Origin of the sequence: Gabonia massiliensis, assembly GCF_001403595.1 — a bacterium.
GTDB classification, from domain to species: domain Bacteria; phylum Bacteroidota; class Bacteroidia; order Bacteroidales; family Coprobacteraceae; genus Coprobacter; species Coprobacter secundus.
This window is the reverse complement of sequence record NZ_LN877936.1, coordinates 1-21,847: the sequence shown is the minus strand read 5'-3', so window position 1 is coordinate 21,847 and position 21,847 is coordinate 1. Positions and strand designations below refer to the sequence as shown.

Genomic DNA, 21,847 nt, shown 5'->3' with positions numbered 1-21,847 from the left:
TCTAATCGGTATACGATATTTGTCATTTATTCCAAGTTAAAGTCCCCAATTTAGGAACATACTGAAAATGAAACGAAAAATTTTTTACATATATAATCCGAATACACTTTCCTATGAAAGAGTTTACCCTTCTTTTCGAAAAAAAATATTCACCGTATTACGACATTTAATAATAGGAATTATTATTGGATTTTTGATTTTTACTATATTCAACTATTTTATAGATTCTCCACAAGAACGGTTACTAAAACAAGAAAATCAAACAATAAAAGCTCAATATAAATTACTTTCTCGTCGATTGGATGAAGCCCTAAAGGTAATGTCCGATATACAACAACGCGATGACAATTTATATCGTGTCATATTACAAGCCGAACCTATAAATGCCGCCGTTCGAAATGCCGGATTAAATAATGAAGCTCAGTACAAGGAATTAATGAAACTAAGTGACGCAGAACTAATTGTATCTACTACTCGCAAAGTCGACCTATTAACTCGCCAACTATATGTTCAAAGTAATTCTATCGATGAATTAGTAAAACTAGGGCAGCAACAAGAAGATCGTCTAAAAAGTATACCTGCAATACAACCTATCTCAAACAAAGACTTAAAAAAAACTGCATCTGGATACGGGCTACGCATCGACCCTATTTATAATACACGTAAATTTCATGCAGGAATGGATTTTGCTTCAGATATAGGGACTCCTGTATATGCTACTGGGAATGGAACAATCATAGAAACCGGATGGAAACAAGGTTACGGAAACACGATACTCATTGACCACGGATACGATTACAAAACTCGATATGCCCATCTAAGTGCAATCAAAGTAAAAAATGGTCAAAAAGTCTCACGAGGAGAAGAAATCGGACTGGTTGGCAATACAGGGAAATCGACTGGTCCACATCTTCATTACGAAGTCCTTTATAAAGGAAAGCATGATAATCCAATCAATTATTATTTCTTTGATTTAAGTCCTCAAGATTATGATAAGATGATTCAAATCGCAAGTAATCAAGGACGTGTAATGGACTAAATTATAAACAATGAAAAATAACGAAACCAATCAACATCGTCTATATTATACTATCGGTGAAGTTGCTGATTATTTTAATGTTAACGAGTCATTACTTCGATTTTGGGAAAAAGAATTCGATATTATCAATCCTCGGAAATCAAGCAAAGGTACTCGGTATTATTCTCCTGTTGATATAGAAAATATTAGACTTATTTATTATCTTACCAAAGAAAAAGGCTTGACATTAAGCGGAGCCAAAAAAAAACTAAAAGAAAATAAAGATGGTGTCATACGAAATCACGAGATTATTCACCATCTGAAAAACATAAAATCAGAATTAATTGCTATACGGGATGAATTTTCTGTTATAGAAGAAATTTCTGAATCCGACGATACTCATAATATATAAAAAATAACCATGAAAACACTACTTTATTTAACTGTATTATTCTTATTTCCTTTAATAGTCATAGGATGTTGTAACAAAAAACAAATAAATAATACCTCTGTTGATAAAACTCCTTTATCCATTATTTTCGATACAGATATGGGTAACGATATAGATGATGCTCTCGCTCTAGATATGTTATACAAATATATTGAAAACGGACAGATAAATTTATTAGCCATTCCCACAAGCAAGAAAGGAAAATATTGCGCAGAATATCTAGATATAATGAATACATGGTATGGTCATAATATTCCAATAGGAGTTGTCGAAAATGGGACCAGCAAAGATAACAATGCCCCCTTCACTCGACATGCATGTGAACTAAAGCAAAATGGGAGTTTAGCTTTTAATCGCACAATCAATAACTATGATGATTTTTATAAATCAGTCTCTCTTTATAGAAAAATTTTATCCGAGCAACCAGATAGTTCTGTTATAATCATCTCTGTCGGATTTTCTACTAATTTAGCACAATTACTCAATTCTCCAGCAGACAAATATTCTACGCTCTCCGGAACAGAACTAGTAAGAAAAAAAGTAAAATATGTATCTGCTATGATGGGTAATATTAAAGATCAAAACCACAAAGAATTCAACGTCTTTTGCGACATTCCATCTGCACAAAAATTTATTAATGAATGGCCTACCCCTATTATGATTTCGCCCTACGAAGTCGGTGATGCTATCTTATTTCCAGCTCAGTCTATTGAGAATGACTTCAAATGGAAATCTCCTAACCCATTAGTCATTGGATATATAAATTATATGCAAATGCCATATGATCGTCAAACATGGGATTTAACAGCAGTACTCTATGCTGTTGAAAGAGAAAAAAAATTTTTTGGAAATTCTGAATGGGGAACTTTGAATATTGACAATACCGGAGCAACAACTTTTATCGTCAATCCTAAAGGGAAACATCGTTATTTAACAGTAAATAAAGAACAGGCATTAAAAATAAAAAATATTTTATCCAGCTTATAACGCAAATACCAGCTAAATATAAAAAAACACAACCTTAAACTAAATTCTTAAAATAAAATTGACTGAATCGCAATAATTCAGTCAATTTTATTTATACTTTTTAATTAATATCACTGAATAATCAAATTATACTCCCTTTCATTCCAAAGAACTCTTTTATTCTCTATAATAAACTCGTTTTACACGAGATGAAACTGATGTCAAAATCTCATACGGAATTGTATCTAACCATTTTGCTAACACACAAACGGACAGCTGATCACCAAATATCTCAACTTTATCTCCTTCTTGACAATCTATGTCTGTCACATCGACCATACACACATCCATACATATATTGCCAACGTAAGGTGCCTGCCTACCATTAATAATCACATATCCCTTACCATTCCCCAGATGACGGTCAACTCCATCAGCATAACCGATGGGTAAAGCAGCAATTCGAGATTTTCTTGATAATACACCTCTACGACTATAACCAACAGTCTGGTCTGCATTCAATTCCTTAATTTGCAAAATTGTAGTCTTCAAAGTACTCACATTACGTAAACCCGGTTCATTCCCAATAGGCGAAATTCCATATAACCCCAATCCCAAACGTACACCTTCCATCTGCTCATCTGTAAATCTTGAAATTCCTGCAGTATTCAATATATGTCTCATAATAGGAAATGGTGTAACATTTTGTATTATACGAGCACAATCTTTAAATATTGCTATCTGACGCAATGAGAAATCATCAAAACGAGCCTCATCACTACCTGCAAAATGAGAAAATACAGAGCGTGCCCTTATTGACGGCATAGCACTTAATTCATTAACCAAAAGAGGCATATCTTCAAACGTAAATCCAAGACGGTGCATCCCAGAATCAATTTTTATATGTACAGGATAATGCATTATTCCCAACTGCTCTGCCTCTTTTGAAAATGCTTTCAATAGCTTAAAACTATATATTTCCGGCTCAAGAGAATAACTAAATAAAGTACGGAAACTATTCATTTCCGGATTCATCACCATTATAGGCATAGTTATTCCGGCCTTTCTTAATTCTGCACCTTCATCCGCAACTGCAACTGCCAAATAATCGCATCCCCTATCCTGCAATGATTTCGCCAGTTCATAAGAACCAGCTCCATACCCAAAAGCCTTCACCATACAGATAATTTTCGTCTCAGGCTTAAGCTTTTGACGATAAAAATTAAAATTATCAATTAAAGCATCTAAGTTAACCTCTAAAATTGTTTCATGTTGTTTCAACTCCAAAGCTTCTGATATTTGTTCAAAATGAAAATCTCTAGAACCTTTAATCAATATCAATTCATTATTGAAACGTTCTGTCGCTCCTGAATTTAAGAAAGAATCAGTTGTCAAATAAAATTCGGCATCCATTCCAAAAGATTTCTCACAAGCAGAAATCTCTGGGCCAATGCCAATTAAACGATCTACTCCTTTATGCATCAATATTTGTGAAACTTTTCGATACAAAGTTGCAGGCAACATTCCCGATTGTAATATATCTGACAAAATAAGAGTTCTACGCATACCCGCAGTTGCTCTTCTTACCTGGAAATCAAGAGCTATTTCTAAAGAATTTATATCTGAATTATATGTATCATTTATAACTAAACAATTATTTCGGCCCTCTTTCACTTCAAGACGCATAGCAACAGGTTCTAACTTTGCCATTTTTTCTGTTATCTCATTCGGTCCCTTTCCAAGGTATAACATAACAGCCAAACAGTGTATTGCATTTTCAACAGCAGCATCCCCAACAAAAGGAATCACAAATTCACCCTCGTACTGCAAATAAGAATAACGGATACGAGTATTTTCCTCCTCTTTAGAGACTTTTATGATATACAGAGGCCCATTTTTATCTTTATAAGACCAAGCTATTTCCCGTGTGCCAAGGCACATTTTTTCAACAGTATCAGATATCAATGCAGAATCTCCATTATAAATTATACAATCAGAATCCTTAAACAAGGCCAACTTTTCCAAGCTTTTCTCTTGCATTGAAGCAAAACCCTCTTGATGAGCACCTCCTATATTGGTAATGATGCCTACTGTCGGTTTTATAATAGCTTCTAACTTATCCATTTCTCCTGGGCGAGATATACCAGCTTCAATAACCGCTAATTCGGTACTTTCATTCATCTGCCATATAGACAACGGTACTCCTATCTGGGAATTATAGCTCCGTGGAGAACGAACCATATTATAATCTTCATGAAGTAACTGATATAACCATTCTTTAACAATCGTCTTTCCATTACTACCAGTTACACCAATTACTGGAATATCAAAACGTTTACGATGCACTGCTGCTAACTGTTGCAAAGCTACTAATGTATCAGAAACTTTCAAAAAGTTAGCATCCGGCATCTCATCTTTATTAGCAATATCATCACTAATAACAAAATGCCTCACACCTTTACGATACAAATCATAAATATACCGGTGTGCATTGTTACGCTCTGTTACCAATGCAAAAAAAAGAGTCTCTTCCGGAAATGTAAGAGAACGGCTGTCTGTCAATATCACAGAAACCTCCTTTTCAGGAAACTTATAATCTTCAGCCTTAATAATAAGTGCTATTTCAGAAATAGTATAATTCATTATATCATAATGTTTTCAAGAGACATTCTAATGATTTTAGCTCATTTGAAAGGTCAAAGTAAGGGTATTTTTGGTGAAATTTTTTCAGTTTAAACAAGTTTTGCATTACGAAATCTTTATATGCATTTAAATCTGAAGTCAATGGACTATGATTCAAAGATTTAAATATCTTACCCCATTCTGCATTCTCTTGTCTCGTTTTTTCACTAAAATAATTTAAACTAAACTGTTCCCAGATATATTCAACCGCTTGTTCTGACGGATGAACCATATCACTATCATAAAACCGATAATCCCTTAATTCGTCCATCACAATCTCATATGAAGGAAAATAAAAACAATTATCCGGGAAAGTACAACATAATAACTCTGTAGCCAGCAAAAGAGTAGATTTACTCAGCTGATTGGCATGAGCCCCATCTCTAAAATGACGTACAGGGCTTACTGTCATCAATATTTTTAATCGTGGATTTTCTTGTAATAGTTCAGATATCAAAGGAATCCACACATCAGTTATCTCATTTGGACACAATCTCTGACGAACAAAATATTTTTCTGGCAATTTATGACAATTTGAGACAATTTCTCCCGTTTCTTTTAAGCGATATACCCAAGCTGTACCCCATGTTATTATAAGCCAATCTGCATTTTTTAAAATCATAGCCCCTTGTTCCAATCGAGTGTTTATCTCATTTAAACAAGTATACAAATCAGTATGGGAAAACCGAGAATGATGTGAAAAGCTATGCCATAACTGCCCTTCCCGGAACAAATCAAACTCCGCAAATGTTTTATTCTGTAATAACATATATAACGAATGGGCTATCGAAGCAGGATTATATAAAATTCCAAAAGGGTTCAGATCAATATTAAATTTATACTGTACCATATACTTGCCTATATTCTCAGCAAAGCATGACCCAAGCACCATAATCTTTTGTTCATGAGTTATTGAGTATGGTAATTTTTTTATAGATACAATTGTTCTGAATTCCATATTACAAATATAAATAAAAGAGAAAAGAAAAATATCAAAATTATCTGCATAAATTTGAGTAAGGATAGATCTTTATTATTAATTTTACGTCGTTTTCGGAATGAGATTTTTGTACCTTAAAGCTGCTTAAAGCTTTTAATAATATAAACTTAGTATGGAAAAATTAATTTTTTCTTGTTTATTGTTTTCTTTTTTGTACGGCTGTTCATCAAAAAATAGGAAAATAAATATTTCCGAAGATACAACCCAAGTTGTTAATATCACAATTGATCCAACATCTGATTTTGCTGAAGCGACAACTACTATTTATGCAAATGCACTCGATTTACCCGAATTCAAGCATTGTATTGACTTAGGTGGTGCTCTAATATCTGATGATTACGGCATACATATTTTACAAAACGATTCCACTCAACAAACATTTTTCCTTTTTGACGAGTTTGCAGGAAGAGATAAAAAAGGGATGCCTTCTTGGCAACTATTAGATACATTAATTATTCCAGGTATAGGTCTAAATATCGGATGGACCGGAAATGTAATGTATGAAGGCGAAATTGACCCAGAAATCATAGTTCTACTCCCCGATAATACGGACTGGATGGATTCAGAAAAATTTACAGACATAAAGAAAGCTTGGAGGTTTGATCGTACACAAAAACGTATAAATGAAATTTCGACTGCCGGGCTTGTATGTCTCAATGACATGTATAGTATAGACTAAATATTAAAAAAAGAGAATAAATACGTAACATACTTTGAAAAAAGTCTATAAAAATTTAGAATCAGTTCTCTCATCAAAAATATTTTTTTCTCTTAAAAAAATAATCAACAACAATATTTCGATGAGCCTCGGGAAATATCTTTAATAAATTTATAGAAGGTTGATTTTTATACTTCCTTTTATCTCTACGATAATCACGATGAGCCATCCAAACAGCATTCACATCTGCCCAATGTCCTCCTAATAAAAATTTTATCATCGCAACGGTATCAAGCAATCTTCTTATAAATAATAAAAAACGCCCATCCCTTAAAGGCAAATTCTTATATAGCATAAGTAGATTATTTCTAAAATTTAAATATGTCTTTTTAGGGTTAGAAACATCCAAGGTTGCTCCTCCCAAATGATACATAATACTTTGAGGGACAACGACAATATTTTTACCTAGTAAATGTATTCTCCAGCACAAATCAATTTCCTCCATATGTGCAAAAAAGTGAGTATCTAACCCTCCTACATCCAAATAATCTTTCCTTTTAATAAATAAGCAAGCACCCGTTGCCCAAAAAATATTAGTTATATTATCATATTGGTGACTATCTTTTTCTACTGTATCAAATATCCGTCCTCGACAAAAAGTATATCCGTATCGATCAATAAAACCTCCAGATGCTCCAGCATATTCAAAATAGTCTTTATTACGATATGACAGTAACTTTGGTTGACATGCCGAAACTTCTGGATGCTCCTCACAATAAGATAAAAGCGGTTCTAACCAATAAGGTGTAGCCTCAACATCAGAATTAAGAAGAACCACATACTCATAATCAAGCTGGGAAATAGCTCTATTATATCCCTCTGCAAAACCATAGTTTTCAGAAAAAAGCAATAATTGTATATTGGGATAATTTTGCGACAAAAAGGACACAGAATCATCTGTTGAGCCATTATCCACAACAATAATATCTGCAATTTCCGATGTCGTAAATTGATATACAGAAGGTAAAAACTCTTCTAACAATTTCCTACCATTCCAATTCAGTATGACAACAGCAACTTTCTTCAATCTCTCCATCATTTTTTCTTTAAACCTTTATGTTTCCATCGATTATGAGTCCATAACCAATACTCTGGAGCACGTCTAATCGTATTTTCCATCAGGTCCATATATTTACGAGTAATATCAAACTCCGGAGCTTCTTTGGGATGGAGTTCTACCTCCCGTATAGTAACGGCATAATATCCCCGTTTGACTTTTTCTACATCAAAATAAAATACTGCAAAATCGACTTTTTTAGCAATTTTTTCCACTCCAGTCAAGACCGGGGTGTCTTGATTCAAAAAAGTCACCCAAAAATGAATATTTGCAGGAGATGGAGTCTGGTCTGCCATAAATCCGGTAATCGATGGTTGACCAGAATTTCGATAACGAATTATTTCGCGCAAAGTATCTTGTTTAGGTATACAATGAGAATTAAATCGAGAACGAAGTTTCAAAAAAAAATGATCGAACCATTTATTTTTCAAAGGACGATATATTTGAGCAAAAATCACCTCTGGATTATGCATCCATAAAGTAACAGATGGAACCCATTCCCAATTACCATAATGACCTAAATACATCAGGCAAGAACGCCCCTCTGCAGTAGCTTTATCTAAAAGTTCTATACCATAAAATTGTGTTCGCTTACGCATTTCCTTATCGGAAATATGCATCAACTTTATTGTTTCAACTATATAATCACAAAAATGGTGATAAAAGGCTCTTTCTATCCTCAATATCTCTTTATCATCTTTTTCGGGAAAAGAATTTCTCATATTTTCAATAACCATTTTTCGTCGATAACGGATGACATAATATAGAGGAAAAAATAAAATATCAGATAAAATATATAATACACGCAACGGCAACATTGCATGTAATTTAAAACACAAATAAAGAGGTGAATATAATATATTTTCAATAGTAACCTTTTTCATAATTTCTTACTCAAGAATTTGTTCTGCCTTTAGCGCGTCTTTTGCATCGTTGAAATCGCCCAATACAACCAAACAACGCTTGTTTACCAGATTTTTATCGTATGGAACTTCTACACGAATATAGTTATCTGTAAATCCATGCATCGGCATCCCTTTTTTGGGATGTTCAAACAAAACTGGACGTAATTTCCCTTGTTGCTTTTCATAAAATTTTTGAAGTTTTTGCTCAGAAATCTCAAGCATCTTACGGCAACGTTCGTGTTTCTCTTGGGACGTGACGATATGAGAAATCTTTAATGCCTGAGTATTGGGACGTTCAGAATATGTAAATACATGTAATTGTGATACATCTAAACTATTAACAAAATGATAAGTCTCTTCAAAAAGTTTTTCTGTCTCACCTCTAACACCAACAATAAGATCTATTCCGATAAAAGCATCTGGTAATACCATTCTCACTCTCTCTATCTTATGAGCAAACAAATGCGTATCATAACGTCGGTGCATTAGCTTCAATACATCATCACTTCCCGACTGCAACGGAATATGAAAATGTGGGGCAAACCTCTTTGAAGTAGCTACATAATCAATCATTTCATCAGTAAGCAAATTAGGCTCTATTGACGAAATACGGAACCTTTCGATACCCTCAACAGAATCGAGGGCTTTTATCAAATCAAAAAAAGTCTCACCTGTAGAATGGCCAAAATCACCAATATTCACTCCCGTCAAAACTATTTCTTTTCCTCCATTACGAACAACTTCTTCCGCCTGCTTTACCATGCTATCTATAGAACCATTACGACTACGTCCCCGAGCAAACGGAATAGTACAATATGTACAGAAATAATTGCATCCATCCTGCACTTTTAAAAAATATCGGGTTCGATCCCCTTTAGAACATGAAGGACTAAAAGTCCTGATATCCTCACTACCCGTTGTCACGATATCACCATGCTGTTTCTTATGCAAATCTCCAAGATAATATAGGATATCTAATTTCTGCTCTGCGCCTAATATAAGGTCAACACCCGGAATATCCGCAACATCTTCAGGTTTTAATTGAGCATAGCATCCAGTGACCACAATAAAGGCTTCTGGATGTTGACGGACAATCCGACGAATAGCCTGCCGGCATTTTTTATCCGCTAACTCTGTTACAGAACACGTATTTATAACACATATATCTGCACTTTCTCCTGCTCGTACACGACGTATACCGCACTCTTCCAAAAGTTTTCCAATTGAAGACGTTTCTGCAAAATTCAACTTACAGCCCAAAGTATAATAGGCTGCTGTTTTATTCTCAAAAGTATTATAATCTATCATTTAAAAAAGATACTTCTCTTACTCTAATATCTGCTACAAAGGTAATGATTTTAGCATAATACTTACTACAAGGTAACATTCCTTTAGCTTTATATAAACCATTATATATTCAAAATGATTATATTTGTACAAATAAGCCAATTAATAAAGATATGGTTACTGAAAACTTTATAAAAATTTACGAAAAAGGATTCAAAGAAAACTGGGAAAGACCGGCTTTGACAGATTATAATACTAAAGAATCATTTACCTATCAACAAATTGCGGAAGAAATCGCTAAACTTCATATACTATACAAACATTGCCAAATTCGGCGTGGAGACAAAATAGCTATTGTCGGAAGAAATACTCCCAGGTGGTGTATTGCTTTCATGTCTGCGATAACGTATGGAGCAATAGTTGTCCCTATCTTGCAAGATTTCAATGCAAATGACATACATCATATCGTCAGTCATTCAGACTCAGTCCTTTTGTTTGTTGGAGATCTGATTTGGGAAAATCTTGAAGTTGATAAATTAAATAATTTAAGAGCAACCATATCTTTACGTGACTACTCCTGCCTAGACCAACGAGATGGGGAATGCATATCGAAATGCTTAAGTGAAATGAACATTAATTTCAAGAACAAGTACCCTAATGGTTTTAGCCGTGAAGATATAAAATATGCAGAACTAAGTAATGATAAAGTAGTACTGATTAACTATACTTCTGGTACTACAGGATTTAGTAAAGGTGTTATGCTCACTGGTAATAATCTAGCAGGAAATACTATGTTCGGTATCCATTCTAAACTCCATTATCCAGGGAGCAAGTGTCTATCCTTTTTGCCCTTGGCCCATGCTTATGGTTGTGCTTTTGATATACTTGTTCCTCTTGCTGTAGGAACTCACATAACAATGTTAGGGAAAATTCCTTCTCCTAAGATTTTATTAAAAGCTCTTGAAGAAGTAAAACCAAATCTCATAATTTGTGTCCCATTGATCTTAGAAAAAATCTATCGGAAACAAATACTACCAATGCTCAATAAACGTGCACTAAAATGGGCAGTTAACATACCACTTCTCGACAGCCAAATCTATGCTCAGATCAGAAAAAAATTAGTGGACGCTTTTGGAGGACGATTTGAACAAGTCATAATAGGAGGAGCACCTTTAAACAAAGAAGTAGAAACATTTTTACACAAAATAAAATTTCCTTTTACAGTCGGATATGGAATGACAGAATGTGGTCCACTAATCAGTTATACTCATTATACTGAATTTATACCTACATCTGCGGGACGCATTCTCGACGGCTATATGCAGGTTCGTATTGATTCTGAAGACCCCTATAATATTCCTGGAGAAATTTGCGTAAAAGGGGAAAATGTAATGAAAGGGTATTATAAAAATCAAGAAGCGACAGATGCTGTTCTTGATAATGACGAATGGCTACATACCGGCGATATGGGTACCATAAATAAAGATAATACAATCTTTATTAAAGGACGTTGTAAAACAATGATATTAGGGCCAAACGGACAAAATATATACCCTGAAGCAATAGAAGCCAAACTAAATAATATGCCCTTTATTCTCGAAAGCCTAGTTATCGAAAAAGATGGAAAACTCATAGCCCTCGTTTACCCAGATTATGAAGCTGTCGATGAAAATGGAATATCAGGCAAAGATATTTTAATTGCGATGGAAGAAATCAGAAAAAACGTAAATAATGAACTGGCCCCTTTCGAAAATATCTCCAAGATCCAACTCTATCCCACTGAATTTGAGAAAACTCCAAAAAAGAGTATAAAAAGGTACCTTTATACCAATTTTTCTCAGATTTAATACTCTTACAAAAAAAAATTGAGTTTTTTTCGAAAAAAAAACTGCTAAAGAGCATAACATTAAAAAATAATATATACCTTTGAACCGTTTTTGAAGCAATAATTTATTGTTTTATATTTAATTTAAAGAAAATGAAAAAGTTAGTCTTGTTCTTCGCTGTTGCATTTGCAATGTCTTTTGCAGCTTGTACATCTAAAACAGCCAGTGATGCTGCTGCCGTTGATTCAACTGCTGTCGATACTACAGTAATTGAAGAAACTGTTGTTACTGATTCTGTAGCTACAGTTGACAGTGTAGCTGTTGATTCTGCTGCTGTTGCTGAATAATAAATTAGCGAAGAGAACAAAAGGATGTTGATAGAGTGGTCCCGGGATGGAGCTGCTCTATCTTTTTTTTAATTAAGAATATTCTTATATAAAAAACGGAACTGTGAATCTTCACAGTTCCGTTTTTTATGCCTTTTTTCATTTTTCCCTCATAAATATATTTATAGGTGTACCTGTAAAATTCCATTTTGAACGAATCTGATTTTCTAAAAATCGCTTATATGGCTCCTTCACCCACTGAGGTAAATTACAAAAGAAAATGAATGTTGGTACAAATGAACCTTTAATTTGTGTCACATATTTAATTTTTACATACTTACCTTTATGTGCTGGTGGTGGATAGTTCTCGATAACAGACAACATCTCTTCGTTCAATTTTGCTGTAGGGACATGATTCTTCCGATTTCTATATACCTCTGAGACAGACTCCAGAACCTTAAATATTCGTTGTTTTGTTAAAGCCGAAGTATAGATAATCGGAAAATCCACAAACGGAGCAAATCGTTCCCGAATAGCCCTTTCAAATTCTTTTATTGCCTTGTTTGACTTATCTTCTACCAAGTCCCATTTATTGACACAAACGACCAGTCCTTTCTTATTTTTTTGAATCAAAGAAAAAATATTCAAGTCTTGGCTCTCAATTCCACGAATAGCATCTATCATCAGAACACACACGTCTGAATTTTCAATAGCACGAATCGAACGGATAACTGAATAATATTCTAAATCCTCAGTAACCTTTCCTTTTTTTCTTATTCCGGCTGTATCTACCAAATAAAAATCAAAACCAAATTTATTATATCGTGTATATATTGAATCTCGAGTAGTTCCAGCAACATCTGTTACAATATTTCTATCTTCGCCAATAAAAGCATTTATAATCGACGATTTTCCTGCATTAGGGCGACCTACAACCGCAACCTTGGGCAATTCTTCTTCGGGCTCTTCATTTCCTATATTCGGAAATTTCGCAACAACTTCATCTAACAAATCTCCAGTTCCTGCACCATTTATAGCCGATATACAATAAGGGTCTCCTAATCCTAAGGAATAAAACTCTGCTGCAGTATATTGCCATTCATTTGAATCACTCTTATTAGCAATCAAGAATACCGGTTTCTTACACTTACGAAGTATATCTGCAACATGATCATCCAGATTGGTAACCCCATTCATAACATCAACAACAAACAAGATAACATCTGCCTCTTCAATAGCCAATGCAACTTGTTTATTTATTTCTTCCTCAAAAATATCTTCAGAATTTACTACCCATCCTCCAGTATCAATTACTGAAAATTCGTGACCACACCATTCAACCTTACCATACTGGCGATCTCGTGTTGTTCCTGCAACTTCATTTACAATAGCCTGACGAGACTTGGTTAATCGATTAAACAACGTTGATTTCCCAACATTAGGTCGACCTACAATCGCAACAATATTTCCCATAATTTTTACTTACATTGTTAATCCCGGCTATCCCAGCCAGATGTTCCGGGCTTCTGTTATTCAACTTCAATTCTATCACTCCGGTTGATAACCGAAACTCTTCAGTTTATTATCTTTATTTCTCCAATCTTTTTCAACCTTCACATATAATTCCAAAAATACTTTTTTCTGGAAAAAAGCCTCTATATCTTTCCGTGCTAACATTCCTACTTTTTTCAGTGCTCGTCCTCCTTTACCAATTACAATTCCTTTCTGAGAATCACGTTCAACATAAACAACAGACATTATATGTATATGCCTTTCATCTTCCTTAAATTGCTCAACTCCAACTTCACACGCATAAGGAATCTCCTTATCATAAATTAGCAAAATTTTCTCCCTAATTATTTCTGTAACAAAAAAGCGAGCAGGCTTGTCGGTCAAAGCATCCTTTTCAAAAAATGGAGGAGAAGGAGGCAATAAAGTCTCTATTCTTTTTAATAAATAATCCAAATTGAACTTATATTGAGCTGATACTGGTATAATTTCAGCATCAGGTAATATAGTATGCCATCCAGAAACCAATTTTTCTAAATCTTGCTGGCTTTTCAATAAATCTATTTTATTAATTATAAGCAATACAGGTATAGTCTGTAACGCAACTTTATCAAGAAAAACCTTATTTTTAGTCGGAGTTTCCACAACATCTGTTACATACAACAATATATCGGCATCCTTAAGAGCTGACTGTGAAAAATTCAGCATCGATTCTTGCAATTTATAGTTAGGGACCAAAACTCCTGGAGTATCCGAATAAACAATCTGCATATCATCTGTATTAACTATTCCCATAATACGATGACGGGTCGTTTGGGCTTTAGAAGTAATTATCGAAATACGTTCCCCAACTAAAGAATTCATTAATGTTGACTTTCCAACATTCGGATTCCCAACTATATTTACAAAACCAGCCTTATGCATATTCATTACCTTTTAAACAACATTGTACTCCTGACCTAAACAAATATACAAAAAAGAAATCTTTTTTGTATTCATCCCATTCCTATTAAAAATAAAATACGCTAAGTGGCGTTAAATTCCCAATTTCAGGTATCGACGTTACTTGGCGTATTCTATAATTCTACTCAAACGAGATATCAACTTATACTTTATTGTAGGCCCATTTCAAATAAAGTGCCCCCCAGGTAAACCCCGCACCAAAGGCTGTAAGAATTATATTATCTCCTTGCTTAAATTTTCCTTCCCATTCTGATAAACATAAAGGAATAGATGCCGCACTAGTATTCCCAAACTTCTCAATATTCATCACAACTTTTTCAGGAGCAATATTAATCCGGCCAGCAATGGCTTCAATAATACGGGCATTGGCCTGGTGAGGTATAAACCAATCAATAGAATCAAATGTCAAATGATTCCGTTCAGCAACATTCAATGTCGATTCAAGCATGTCTGAAACAGCATGTTTATACACAGCGCGGCCTTCTTGATAAACATAATGTTCCATTCGGTCAATGCTCTCATGAGTTGCCGGATATGCTGACCCTCCCGCTTTCATTAACAAATGAGGAAGACCTATACCGTCTGTATGCATCACTGCATCTATTACTCCTAAATTTTTATCAGAAGGCTCAAGCATTACTGCCGCAGCTGCATCTCCAAAAAGAGGACAAGTATTTCGGTCCGTATAATTAGTCATTGATGACATCTTTTCTGCTGCCAACACAATCACTTTTTTATATAAGCCACTCTTAATATATGCAGCACCTGCTTGCAAAGCAACAATAAAACCGGCACAAGCCGCTTGTATATCATAACCAAAACAATGTTTAATACCAGATTTCTCAGCTATGATCGAAGCAGTCGAAGGAAACCGATAATCAGGATTAGATGTTGCACAAATAATAAGTTCCACATCATCTGGAGAAATTCCCGTTTTTTTAAGAAGCTCATTTACCGCTCGATAGCCTAATTCGGAAGAGCCTAACCCTTCTCCTTTCAATATTCTACGTTCTTTTATTCCTACACGAGTAGTTATCCACTCATCATTGGTATCTACCATATGAGACAACTCTTCGTTAGTCAAAATATAATCGGGAACGTAAGAAGCGACACCCGTAATTACAGCATTTTGCATAAAAACTTAGTATTATAAAAAAAATGCCCTAAAAAGCGTCTTTAGGGCTTGAATTCTATAGCGTATTTAATTTCGCCTTTCGGGCCCCATTAAATAGCAGCTTCTTTTTCAATTGCTAATTTACCTCTGTAATAACCGCATTCACCGCATACAGTATGGTAAATATGCCATGCTCCACAATTAGGGCATACTGCCATAGTTGGGGCTACAGCCTTATCATGAGTTCTTCTTTTGGCTGTTCTTGTCTTCGATTGTTTTCTTTTAGGATGTGCCATTTTTTTATTACTTTAATTATTATCTATTATTTTTTTTAACTCGTCCCATCGCGGGTCTGTTTTTACTTCTGAAATTTCAGAATCATCGTCATCATAAAGGGCACCGTCATCTTCTTCAGCGTCATCATCATTTTCTCCTACTATATGTGCCCGATGCTTTTTCAACTGTGAGCTCATCGCCTTATTACATTTTCCTACCGGATGTACATGTTTTAACGGAATAGTTAATGCTATAAACTCATATATGAACCAAGCCACATTAATCTCACCCTCCGTCTCAGGGACAATCACTATATCATCACTTTCTTCACTATATTCTTTCCCAAATTTCACGTATATCCGCTCATGCGTAGCAACCTCAAAATCCATGTAATCAAGACATCGGTCACATGGAATTTGTATAACGCCAGCAATCTCAAAATTCAACTCAAACGTTTCTGCCGACTTTCTCACAGTCAACACAACACTCACCTTTCCCCTTTGAACTTCAGTGCTATCAATATTCCTAAAGAACTGATCGTCCAATTGATACTCATAAATCTGGCTTCCTTCCGGAAGGCTTTTGAGTGGAATCTTATATAAATTAAACTTTCCCAACGGTTACAGTCGTTAAAACCCTGCAAAGGTATAAAAAATAATCTTTCTGAATAAAATTTTCAGCTCTTTTTATTCCATCTTTGCAAAAATCAACAAAATAAACACTTTTTAAAAAGGCTCAATGTTTCCTATCATATAAAAAACTGACACCTATTCTTCATTATAGACAATAATACATCATCCTATGACTCCAAAATACATTTAAACTTTTTTTAACTCTATTCGAAATGTAGTACCTTTATTTACTTCCGACTCCTTTACATATATTTTACCATCATGATACTCTTCTATTATTCTTTTTACCAAGGTCAAACCTAATCCCCATCCCCTCTTTTTAGTTGTATATCCTGGATTAAATACAGTTTTAAAATGTTTTCGAGATATTCCCTTTCCTGTATCCTTTACATCGATATAGCACTTTTGAGCATCTATTTTTAAGTAAATATCTATGCTTCCCTGTCCATCCATAGCATCAATCGCATTTTTACACAGATTTTCTATGACCCATTCAACCAATGGCAAACACATCATAGCTCCTACAGCTTCTTCAGGTACATGTGTCGTTATTTTTACCTTATTAGAAACCCTACGACGCATATATTCTGTCGCATTGGTTAATACTTCATTAACATAGACAAAATCCATCTCAGGTTTAGATCCTATTTTAGAAAAGCGCTCAGCAATAATAGACAATCGTTTTATATCCTTTCCCATATCTGCCAAAAGGCCCTTATCAACACCATTAAGCTCCAACAAATCCATCCACGCCATGAGAGATGAAATAGGAGTTCCTAATTGATGAGCAGTCTCTTTCGAAAGCCCAACCCAAACTTTATTCTGCTCAGCTTTCTTACTACTCATGAGTGCTAAATAGGCTATCAAAATAAACAATATCATTACTCCTAATTGCACATGAGGATAATAAGAAAGTCGTTTCAGCAAAATAGAATCGTCATAATAAAGATATTGCTTTGTATTTTTATCAAGGTAAATCTCAATTATGTTCGAACCTTTTTTAAAATCCTGCAGTTTTTTCTCCAAGAATTTATCTGGGTTATCTTGAGGAATCTTAATATTTAAAGTTTGCTTTATTATGTCATTTTCATCTGCAATAATAACAGGAATAGAGGTATTGCTCTGAATAATTTTCAGAATCAATCCCATATCCATATTCATATCCTCACTAGCAACAGCACGAGTAGCATCTGCCCAAATCTCCATTTTATTTCTTTCTTCAATCGAAAGGTCATGAACTAATTTATTAGATACATATAAAAAGCCTCCAACCAATATAACAGAAATAAGTAAAAAGATAGTCTTTATTTTCTGTCGAGTATCATAAATATTTTGCATGCTATAATTTTATTGCTATTCTTAAATATTAACGACATATACAAACCTTTATTGCAGCATAGTAAAAATACAAACTTATAAAACAAATAAAAACGGCCATCTTATATAAGACAGCCGTTTTCAATTTTATAGAAAAAATATTTTTTATTCAGCATTCAACGTAACTCGCTTAAATGCTGTTACAGTTAAATCTTTATTTTGAGATTTCAAATATTGCTGGATGCTCTCTTTGGGTTCTTTTACAAATGCTTGTTCAAGCAATGTGGCCTCCTGGAAGAACTTATTGATACGACCTTGTGCAATCTTATCTAACATTTCTTCTTTTTTACCTTCTTCACGAGCTTTCTCTTTTGCAATCTCTAATTCTTTTGCCACAACTTCTGCTGGGACGTCGTCGCGTCCAACAGCTATAGGATTCATAGCTGCCACTTGCATGGCAACATCACGAGCCACCTGATATTCAACTGGCATATTAAATCCCACAATAGTTGCCAATTTGTTTCCCGGATGAATATAAAATATTGTCGATGGAGCAGAAACGAATTCATAAAAACCAAGTTCCATCTTTTCTCCAGTAATACCACTCTGATCAACAATTAATTCTGACACTGGACGTCCATTCACAATCATAGACTTTAACGCTTCAATATCCGTAGGTTTACTTTCCAATGCAGCATCCAATATAGACTGAGTAAGGGCAATGAAGTCTTTATTCTGTGCAACAAAATCAGTTTCACATTTTAAAGCTACAATAGCAGCAAAACCATCTTTTACTGCAGCCAAAACACAACCTTCAGATGCTTCACGATCCTCACGCTTTGCAGCAATAGCTTTTCCTTTCTTACGGATTATTTCCATCGCACCGTCAAAATCGCCATTAGCTTCATTCAATGCGTTTTTACAATCCATCATACCAGCTCCTGTCATTTTACGAAGCTTAGTTATATCTGCCAATGTTACAGCCATAATTTATCTCCTAATTTTTTGTTATTAAAATAAGCGGCGAAAGAGTAGAACCACAATAAGCCCTACTCTTTTACTCTCCTATCCGATTTTCTTATTCTTCCGTATCTTTGAGGAACTTCTCTGCGACATTAGCATTTAAAGCCTCGTCGTCTTCTTTTTTAGTTCTCTCTTTTTTTGCTACACGAGTTTTCTTCTCTTTCTTGGGAGCTTCACCTTCAGCAGCTTCAGTATCAATTTTTTCTGCTTTTCTTTCTTCTAAGCCTTCTTGCATAGCACCGCAAACAGCATTCAAAATCACCTCAATAGATTTTGTTGCATCATCATTGGCAGGAATTACATAATCAATATTCGAAGGATCAGAATTTGTATCTACCATTGCAAATACAGGAATGCCCAAACGATTAGCTTCACGTACTGCAATATGTTCCTTCATAACATCAACAACAAATAAAGCAGATGGGAGGCGCGTCAAATCAGCAATACTACCTAATGTCTTCTCTAATTTAGCACGTTGACGAGTAACCTGTAACTTCTCACGTTTCGAAAGATTATCAAAAGTTCCATCTTTTGTCATCTTATCAATAGTCGCCATTTTCTTAACCGCCTTACGAATAGTCGGAAAGTTTGTAAGCATACCACCCGGCCACCGTTCAATAACATAAGGCATATTTACTGAAGCTGCTTTTTCTGCAACTACTTGTTTTGCCTGTTTCTTCGTTGCAACAAAAAGTACCTTCTTACCAGATTTAGCAATCTGTTTTAATGCAGCTGCGGCATCTTCAACTTTAGCAACTGTCTTATAAAGATCAATGATATGAATACCATTGCGCTCCATAAAAATATAAGGAGCCATTGCCGGATTCCATTTTCTCTTCAAATGCCCAAAATGAACACCGGCTTCTAATAATTGGTCGAAATTTGTAATTGACATTTTCTTTCTTTTTAATTCGTTTACTTTCTACTAAATCAATTGCAGGGTAGTCCCCTCATGTATTAGGAATCTCTGCAATTTGGATACTAAACGCTTAATACTTGTCGTGAAAACCCTACAAATACTATTAACGTTTGCTAAACTGAAATCTTTTTCTTGCTTTGGGACGTCCTGGTTTTTTACGCTCTACAGAACGAGGGTCACGAGTCATAAATCCTTCAGCTTTCAAAGCGGGCTTATCATCTGGATTAATTTTCACCAATGCGCGAGCAATTGCTAAACGTAAAGCTTCCGCTTGACCTTTGAAACCTCCACCGTCAAGATTTACTTTAATATCATATTTTTCGGTAGCACCCAAAGTAGACAATGGTTGCTTTACGATAAATTGAAGGATACTTGAAGGGAAATATACTGTTAAATCTTTCTTATTGATGGTAATAACACCAGTTCCCTCTTTTACGAATACACGGGCAACCGCAGCTTTTCGTCTTCCTATTGCATTAACTACTTCCATACTGCTTATTTAAGAGAGTTTATATCTATTGTTTTAGGTTGTTGTGCCTGATGCGGATGTTCAGACCCAGCATATACATAAAGGTTACCCAGCAATTTAGCACCGAGTTTATTTTTAGGCAACATGCCTTTAACTACGCGATTAAATAATTTGGCATCACCTTTTTTCTGTAAATCAGCAGGAGAAAATTTCCTTTGACCACCAGGATAGCCCGTAAATTTCAAATATACACGATCTGTCCACTTTTTCCCTGTCAAAACTACTTTCTCCGCATTAATAATAATTACATTATCGCCACAATCTACATGCGGAGTATAACTTGGTTTATACTTACCCCTCAATAGCTTCGCAACTTTAGCCGACAAACGTCCCAGCACCTGATCGGTTGCATCAACCACAACCCATTCTTTTTGTACAGTTGCTTTGTTTGCAGAAATGGTCTTATAACTTAAAGTATCCACTTGCTTAATTTTTTAATTTGTTAATTACTTAAATTACACGCAACTACACCCACTTCGGACACAGAAGCAAAGCATAGCCACTTAAAATTTTCTCAAATTTTGATAATAATCGGCTCGCAAAGGTACGCTTTTTATCTGAAATACAAAACTTTTCAATAAAAAAAGAAGTAGTCATATTAACCTACTTCTTCCATCGCACAATTTATTACTTCCAATTCATAACATCCAAGTTAGTCTACATTAAAAGGAGTATCAGCTTTAGCAAGAATCACATATCCTCATTTCGAGGATTATTATTTAACGATTTAGTTTCTTCCATTACGCTCTTAGATGTCACTGTTCCAATTTTTGCTTCATTAATGGCAACTCCTGCATAAATTTCATCAGGAGTAAAAATTTCATTTTCTTGACAAAAATGATAAAAAGGTAGCTTGCCAATAAATACAGCACCTTTAGTATTCAATTTATTTGCAATATTACGCATTACACCACAAAAGGCATCAACATCCTCAAGATTAGCAAAATGACCAGCCAATGCAATAGTTTTTCCTTTAAGGTCAATATTATTAAAACACTCCAACATCAAAGCGCAATTATTTTCACACCAAGCAGCTGAAATTAATACAACAACATTAGATTCTTTTAATAAATCTGATGAAACCTTATCCACATCAAATATCAAATCAGAATCTACCTTTAGCTTTTCAGCTAATGCTTTAGAACATTCTTGAGAAATTCCACTCTTTAAATCATATATTATACTTATCCGCTCCATACTACAAATATTATTAATATCATAGAAGAAACACATAGATAGAACTTTTGTTCATTACCTTCCCCATAAAAATCAATTTCTACAATAGAGGATGGAAATAATATTCTTATCCTTTTGAGTGATCCGGGAAGG

At 34.6% G+C, this 21,847-nt stretch carries 22 protein-coding genes; 6 read left to right on the top strand and 16 right to left on the bottom strand.

Features of this window, described 5'->3' with window-relative positions:
• Nucleotides 1–67 precede the first annotated feature (67 nt).
• From BN2628_RS00785 to BN2628_RS00775, 3 genes are read left to right on the top strand one after another with little or no spacing between them, the layout of a single operon-like run.
• The gene (locus BN2628_RS00785; protein WP_044230607.1) at nucleotides 68–1,039 is read left to right on the top strand and encodes a M23 family metallopeptidase; all 972 of its coding nucleotides are present in this window, start codon (nucleotides 68–70) and stop codon (nucleotides 1,037–1,039) included.
• Between the two features lie 10 nt (nucleotides 1,040–1,049).
• On the top strand, nucleotides 1,050–1,430 hold the full coding sequence (locus tag BN2628_RS00780; RefSeq protein WP_055095620.1) for a MerR family transcriptional regulator: 381 nt from the start codon (nucleotides 1,050–1,052) through the stop codon (nucleotides 1,428–1,430).
• 9 nt (nucleotides 1,431–1,439) lie between these two features.
• Nucleotides 1,440–2,456, top strand: a complete 1,017-nt coding sequence (locus BN2628_RS00775; protein WP_055095617.1) for a nucleoside hydrolase — start codon at nucleotides 1,440–1,442, stop codon at nucleotides 2,454–2,456.
• A 156-nt stretch (nucleotides 2,457–2,612) separates the two neighbouring features.
• Here the strand turns inward: BN2628_RS00775 and BN2628_RS00770 are convergent, their stop codons facing one another.
• Nucleotides 2,613–5,078 (bottom strand): bifunctional UDP-N-acetylmuramoyl-tripeptide:D-alanyl-D-alanine ligase/alanine racemase, encoded by a 2,466-nt coding sequence (locus BN2628_RS00770; RefSeq protein ID WP_044231124.1) that lies wholly within the window; start codon nucleotides 5,076–5,078, stop codon nucleotides 2,613–2,615.
• A gap of 4 nt (nucleotides 5,079–5,082) precedes the next feature.
• Nucleotides 5,083–6,075 carry a GSCFA domain-containing protein gene (locus BN2628_RS00765; protein ID WP_044231127.1) on the bottom strand — a complete coding sequence of 331 codons (993 nt, stop codon included), beginning with the start codon at nucleotides 6,073–6,075 and terminating at the stop codon, nucleotides 5,083–5,085.
• A 154-nt stretch (nucleotides 6,076–6,229) separates the two neighbouring features.
• On the opposite strand from BN2628_RS00765, the gene BN2628_RS00760 reads away from it, so the two are divergent.
• On the top strand, nucleotides 6,230–6,796 hold the full coding sequence (locus BN2628_RS00760; protein WP_044231129.1) for a hypothetical protein: 567 nt from the start codon (nucleotides 6,230–6,232) through the stop codon (nucleotides 6,794–6,796).
• A 73-nt stretch (nucleotides 6,797–6,869) separates the two neighbouring features.
• Here BN2628_RS00760 and BN2628_RS00755 read toward each other — a convergent pair whose 3' ends face one another.
• The 3 genes from BN2628_RS00755 to mtaB are packed head-to-tail and all read right to left on the bottom strand — an operon-like array spanning nucleotide 6,870 to nucleotide 10,105.
• Complete coding sequence (locus BN2628_RS00755) at nucleotides 6,870–7,862, bottom strand: glycosyltransferase family 2 protein (protein ID WP_055095661.1); 993 nt, start codon at nucleotides 7,860–7,862, stop codon at nucleotides 6,870–6,872.
• A gap of 8 nt (nucleotides 7,863–7,870) precedes the next feature.
• A complete protein-coding gene (locus BN2628_RS00750) occupies nucleotides 7,871–8,776 on the bottom strand; it encodes a lysophospholipid acyltransferase family protein (RefSeq protein WP_044231031.1) in 906 nt (301 codons plus the stop codon).
• Between the two features lie 6 nt (nucleotides 8,777–8,782).
• Nucleotides 8,783–10,105: a tRNA (N(6)-L-threonylcarbamoyladenosine(37)-C(2))-methylthiotransferase MtaB gene (gene mtaB / locus BN2628_RS00745; RefSeq protein ID WP_044231032.1), complete on the bottom strand. Its 1,323-nt coding sequence runs from the start codon at nucleotides 10,103–10,105 to the stop codon at nucleotides 8,783–8,785.
• A gap of 152 nt (nucleotides 10,106–10,257) precedes the next feature.
• On the opposite strand from mtaB, the gene BN2628_RS00740 reads away from it, so the two are divergent.
• Nucleotides 10,258–11,931, top strand: a complete 1,674-nt coding sequence (locus BN2628_RS00740) for an AMP-binding protein (RefSeq protein WP_044231034.1) — start codon at nucleotides 10,258–10,260, stop codon at nucleotides 11,929–11,931.
• 131 nt (nucleotides 11,932–12,062) lie between these two features.
• A complete protein-coding gene (locus BN2628_RS00735) occupies nucleotides 12,063–12,257 on the top strand; it encodes a PG1828 family lipoprotein (protein ID WP_044231035.1) in 195 nt (64 codons plus the stop codon).
• A gap of 138 nt (nucleotides 12,258–12,395) precedes the next feature.
• On the opposite strand, the gene der is transcribed toward BN2628_RS00735, so the two are convergent.
• From der to BN2628_RS00685, 11 genes are all read right to left on the bottom strand, one after another.
• On the bottom strand, nucleotides 12,396–13,709 hold the full coding sequence (der, locus tag BN2628_RS00730; RefSeq protein ID WP_044231044.1) for a ribosome biogenesis GTPase Der: 1,314 nt from the start codon (nucleotides 13,707–13,709) through the stop codon (nucleotides 12,396–12,398).
• Nucleotides 13,710–13,784: 75 nt separating this feature from the next.
• Complete coding sequence (era, locus tag BN2628_RS00725) at nucleotides 13,785–14,669, bottom strand: GTPase Era (protein ID WP_044231045.1); 885 nt, start codon at nucleotides 14,667–14,669, stop codon at nucleotides 13,785–13,787.
• 181 nt (nucleotides 14,670–14,850) lie between these two features.
• Nucleotides 14,851–15,843 carry a beta-ketoacyl-ACP synthase III gene (locus BN2628_RS00720; RefSeq protein WP_044231036.1) on the bottom strand — a complete coding sequence of 331 codons (993 nt, stop codon included), beginning with the start codon at nucleotides 15,841–15,843 and terminating at the stop codon, nucleotides 14,851–14,853.
• 89 nt (nucleotides 15,844–15,932) lie between these two features.
• Entirely contained in the window at nucleotides 15,933–16,118 is a 186-nt protein-coding gene (rpmF, locus tag BN2628_RS16610) for a 50S ribosomal protein L32 (protein WP_021929986.1), read from the bottom strand.
• A 12-nt stretch (nucleotides 16,119–16,130) separates the two neighbouring features.
• On the bottom strand, nucleotides 16,131–16,715 hold the full coding sequence (locus BN2628_RS00715; RefSeq protein ID WP_044231037.1) for a YceD family protein: 585 nt from the start codon (nucleotides 16,713–16,715) through the stop codon (nucleotides 16,131–16,133).
• Between the two features lie 201 nt (nucleotides 16,716–16,916).
• Nucleotides 16,917–18,068 (bottom strand): sensor histidine kinase, encoded by a 1,152-nt coding sequence (locus BN2628_RS00710; RefSeq protein WP_044231038.1) that lies wholly within the window; start codon nucleotides 18,066–18,068, stop codon nucleotides 16,917–16,919.
• 144 nt (nucleotides 18,069–18,212) lie between these two features.
• Nucleotides 18,213–19,034: a translation elongation factor Ts gene (gene tsf, locus BN2628_RS00705; protein WP_044231039.1), complete on the bottom strand. Its 822-nt coding sequence runs from the start codon at nucleotides 19,032–19,034 to the stop codon at nucleotides 18,213–18,215.
• 91 nt (nucleotides 19,035–19,125) lie between these two features.
• On the bottom strand, nucleotides 19,126–19,965 hold the full coding sequence (gene rpsB, locus BN2628_RS00700; protein ID WP_044231040.1) for a 30S ribosomal protein S2: 840 nt from the start codon (nucleotides 19,963–19,965) through the stop codon (nucleotides 19,126–19,128).
• Between the two features lie 127 nt (nucleotides 19,966–20,092).
• A complete protein-coding gene (gene rpsI, locus BN2628_RS00695; protein WP_044231041.1) occupies nucleotides 20,093–20,479 on the bottom strand; it encodes a 30S ribosomal protein S9 in 387 nt (128 codons plus the stop codon).
• Nucleotides 20,480–20,484: 5 nt separating this feature from the next.
• On the bottom strand, nucleotides 20,485–20,940 hold the full coding sequence (gene rplM / locus BN2628_RS00690) for a 50S ribosomal protein L13 (RefSeq protein ID WP_021929979.1): 456 nt from the start codon (nucleotides 20,938–20,940) through the stop codon (nucleotides 20,485–20,487).
• Between the two features lie 268 nt (nucleotides 20,941–21,208).
• The gene (locus tag BN2628_RS00685; protein WP_044231042.1) at nucleotides 21,209–21,715 is read right to left on the bottom strand and encodes an NADPH-dependent FMN reductase family protein; all 507 of its coding nucleotides are present in this window, start codon (nucleotides 21,713–21,715) and stop codon (nucleotides 21,209–21,211) included.
• Between the last annotated feature and the right edge of the window lie 132 nt (nucleotides 21,716–21,847).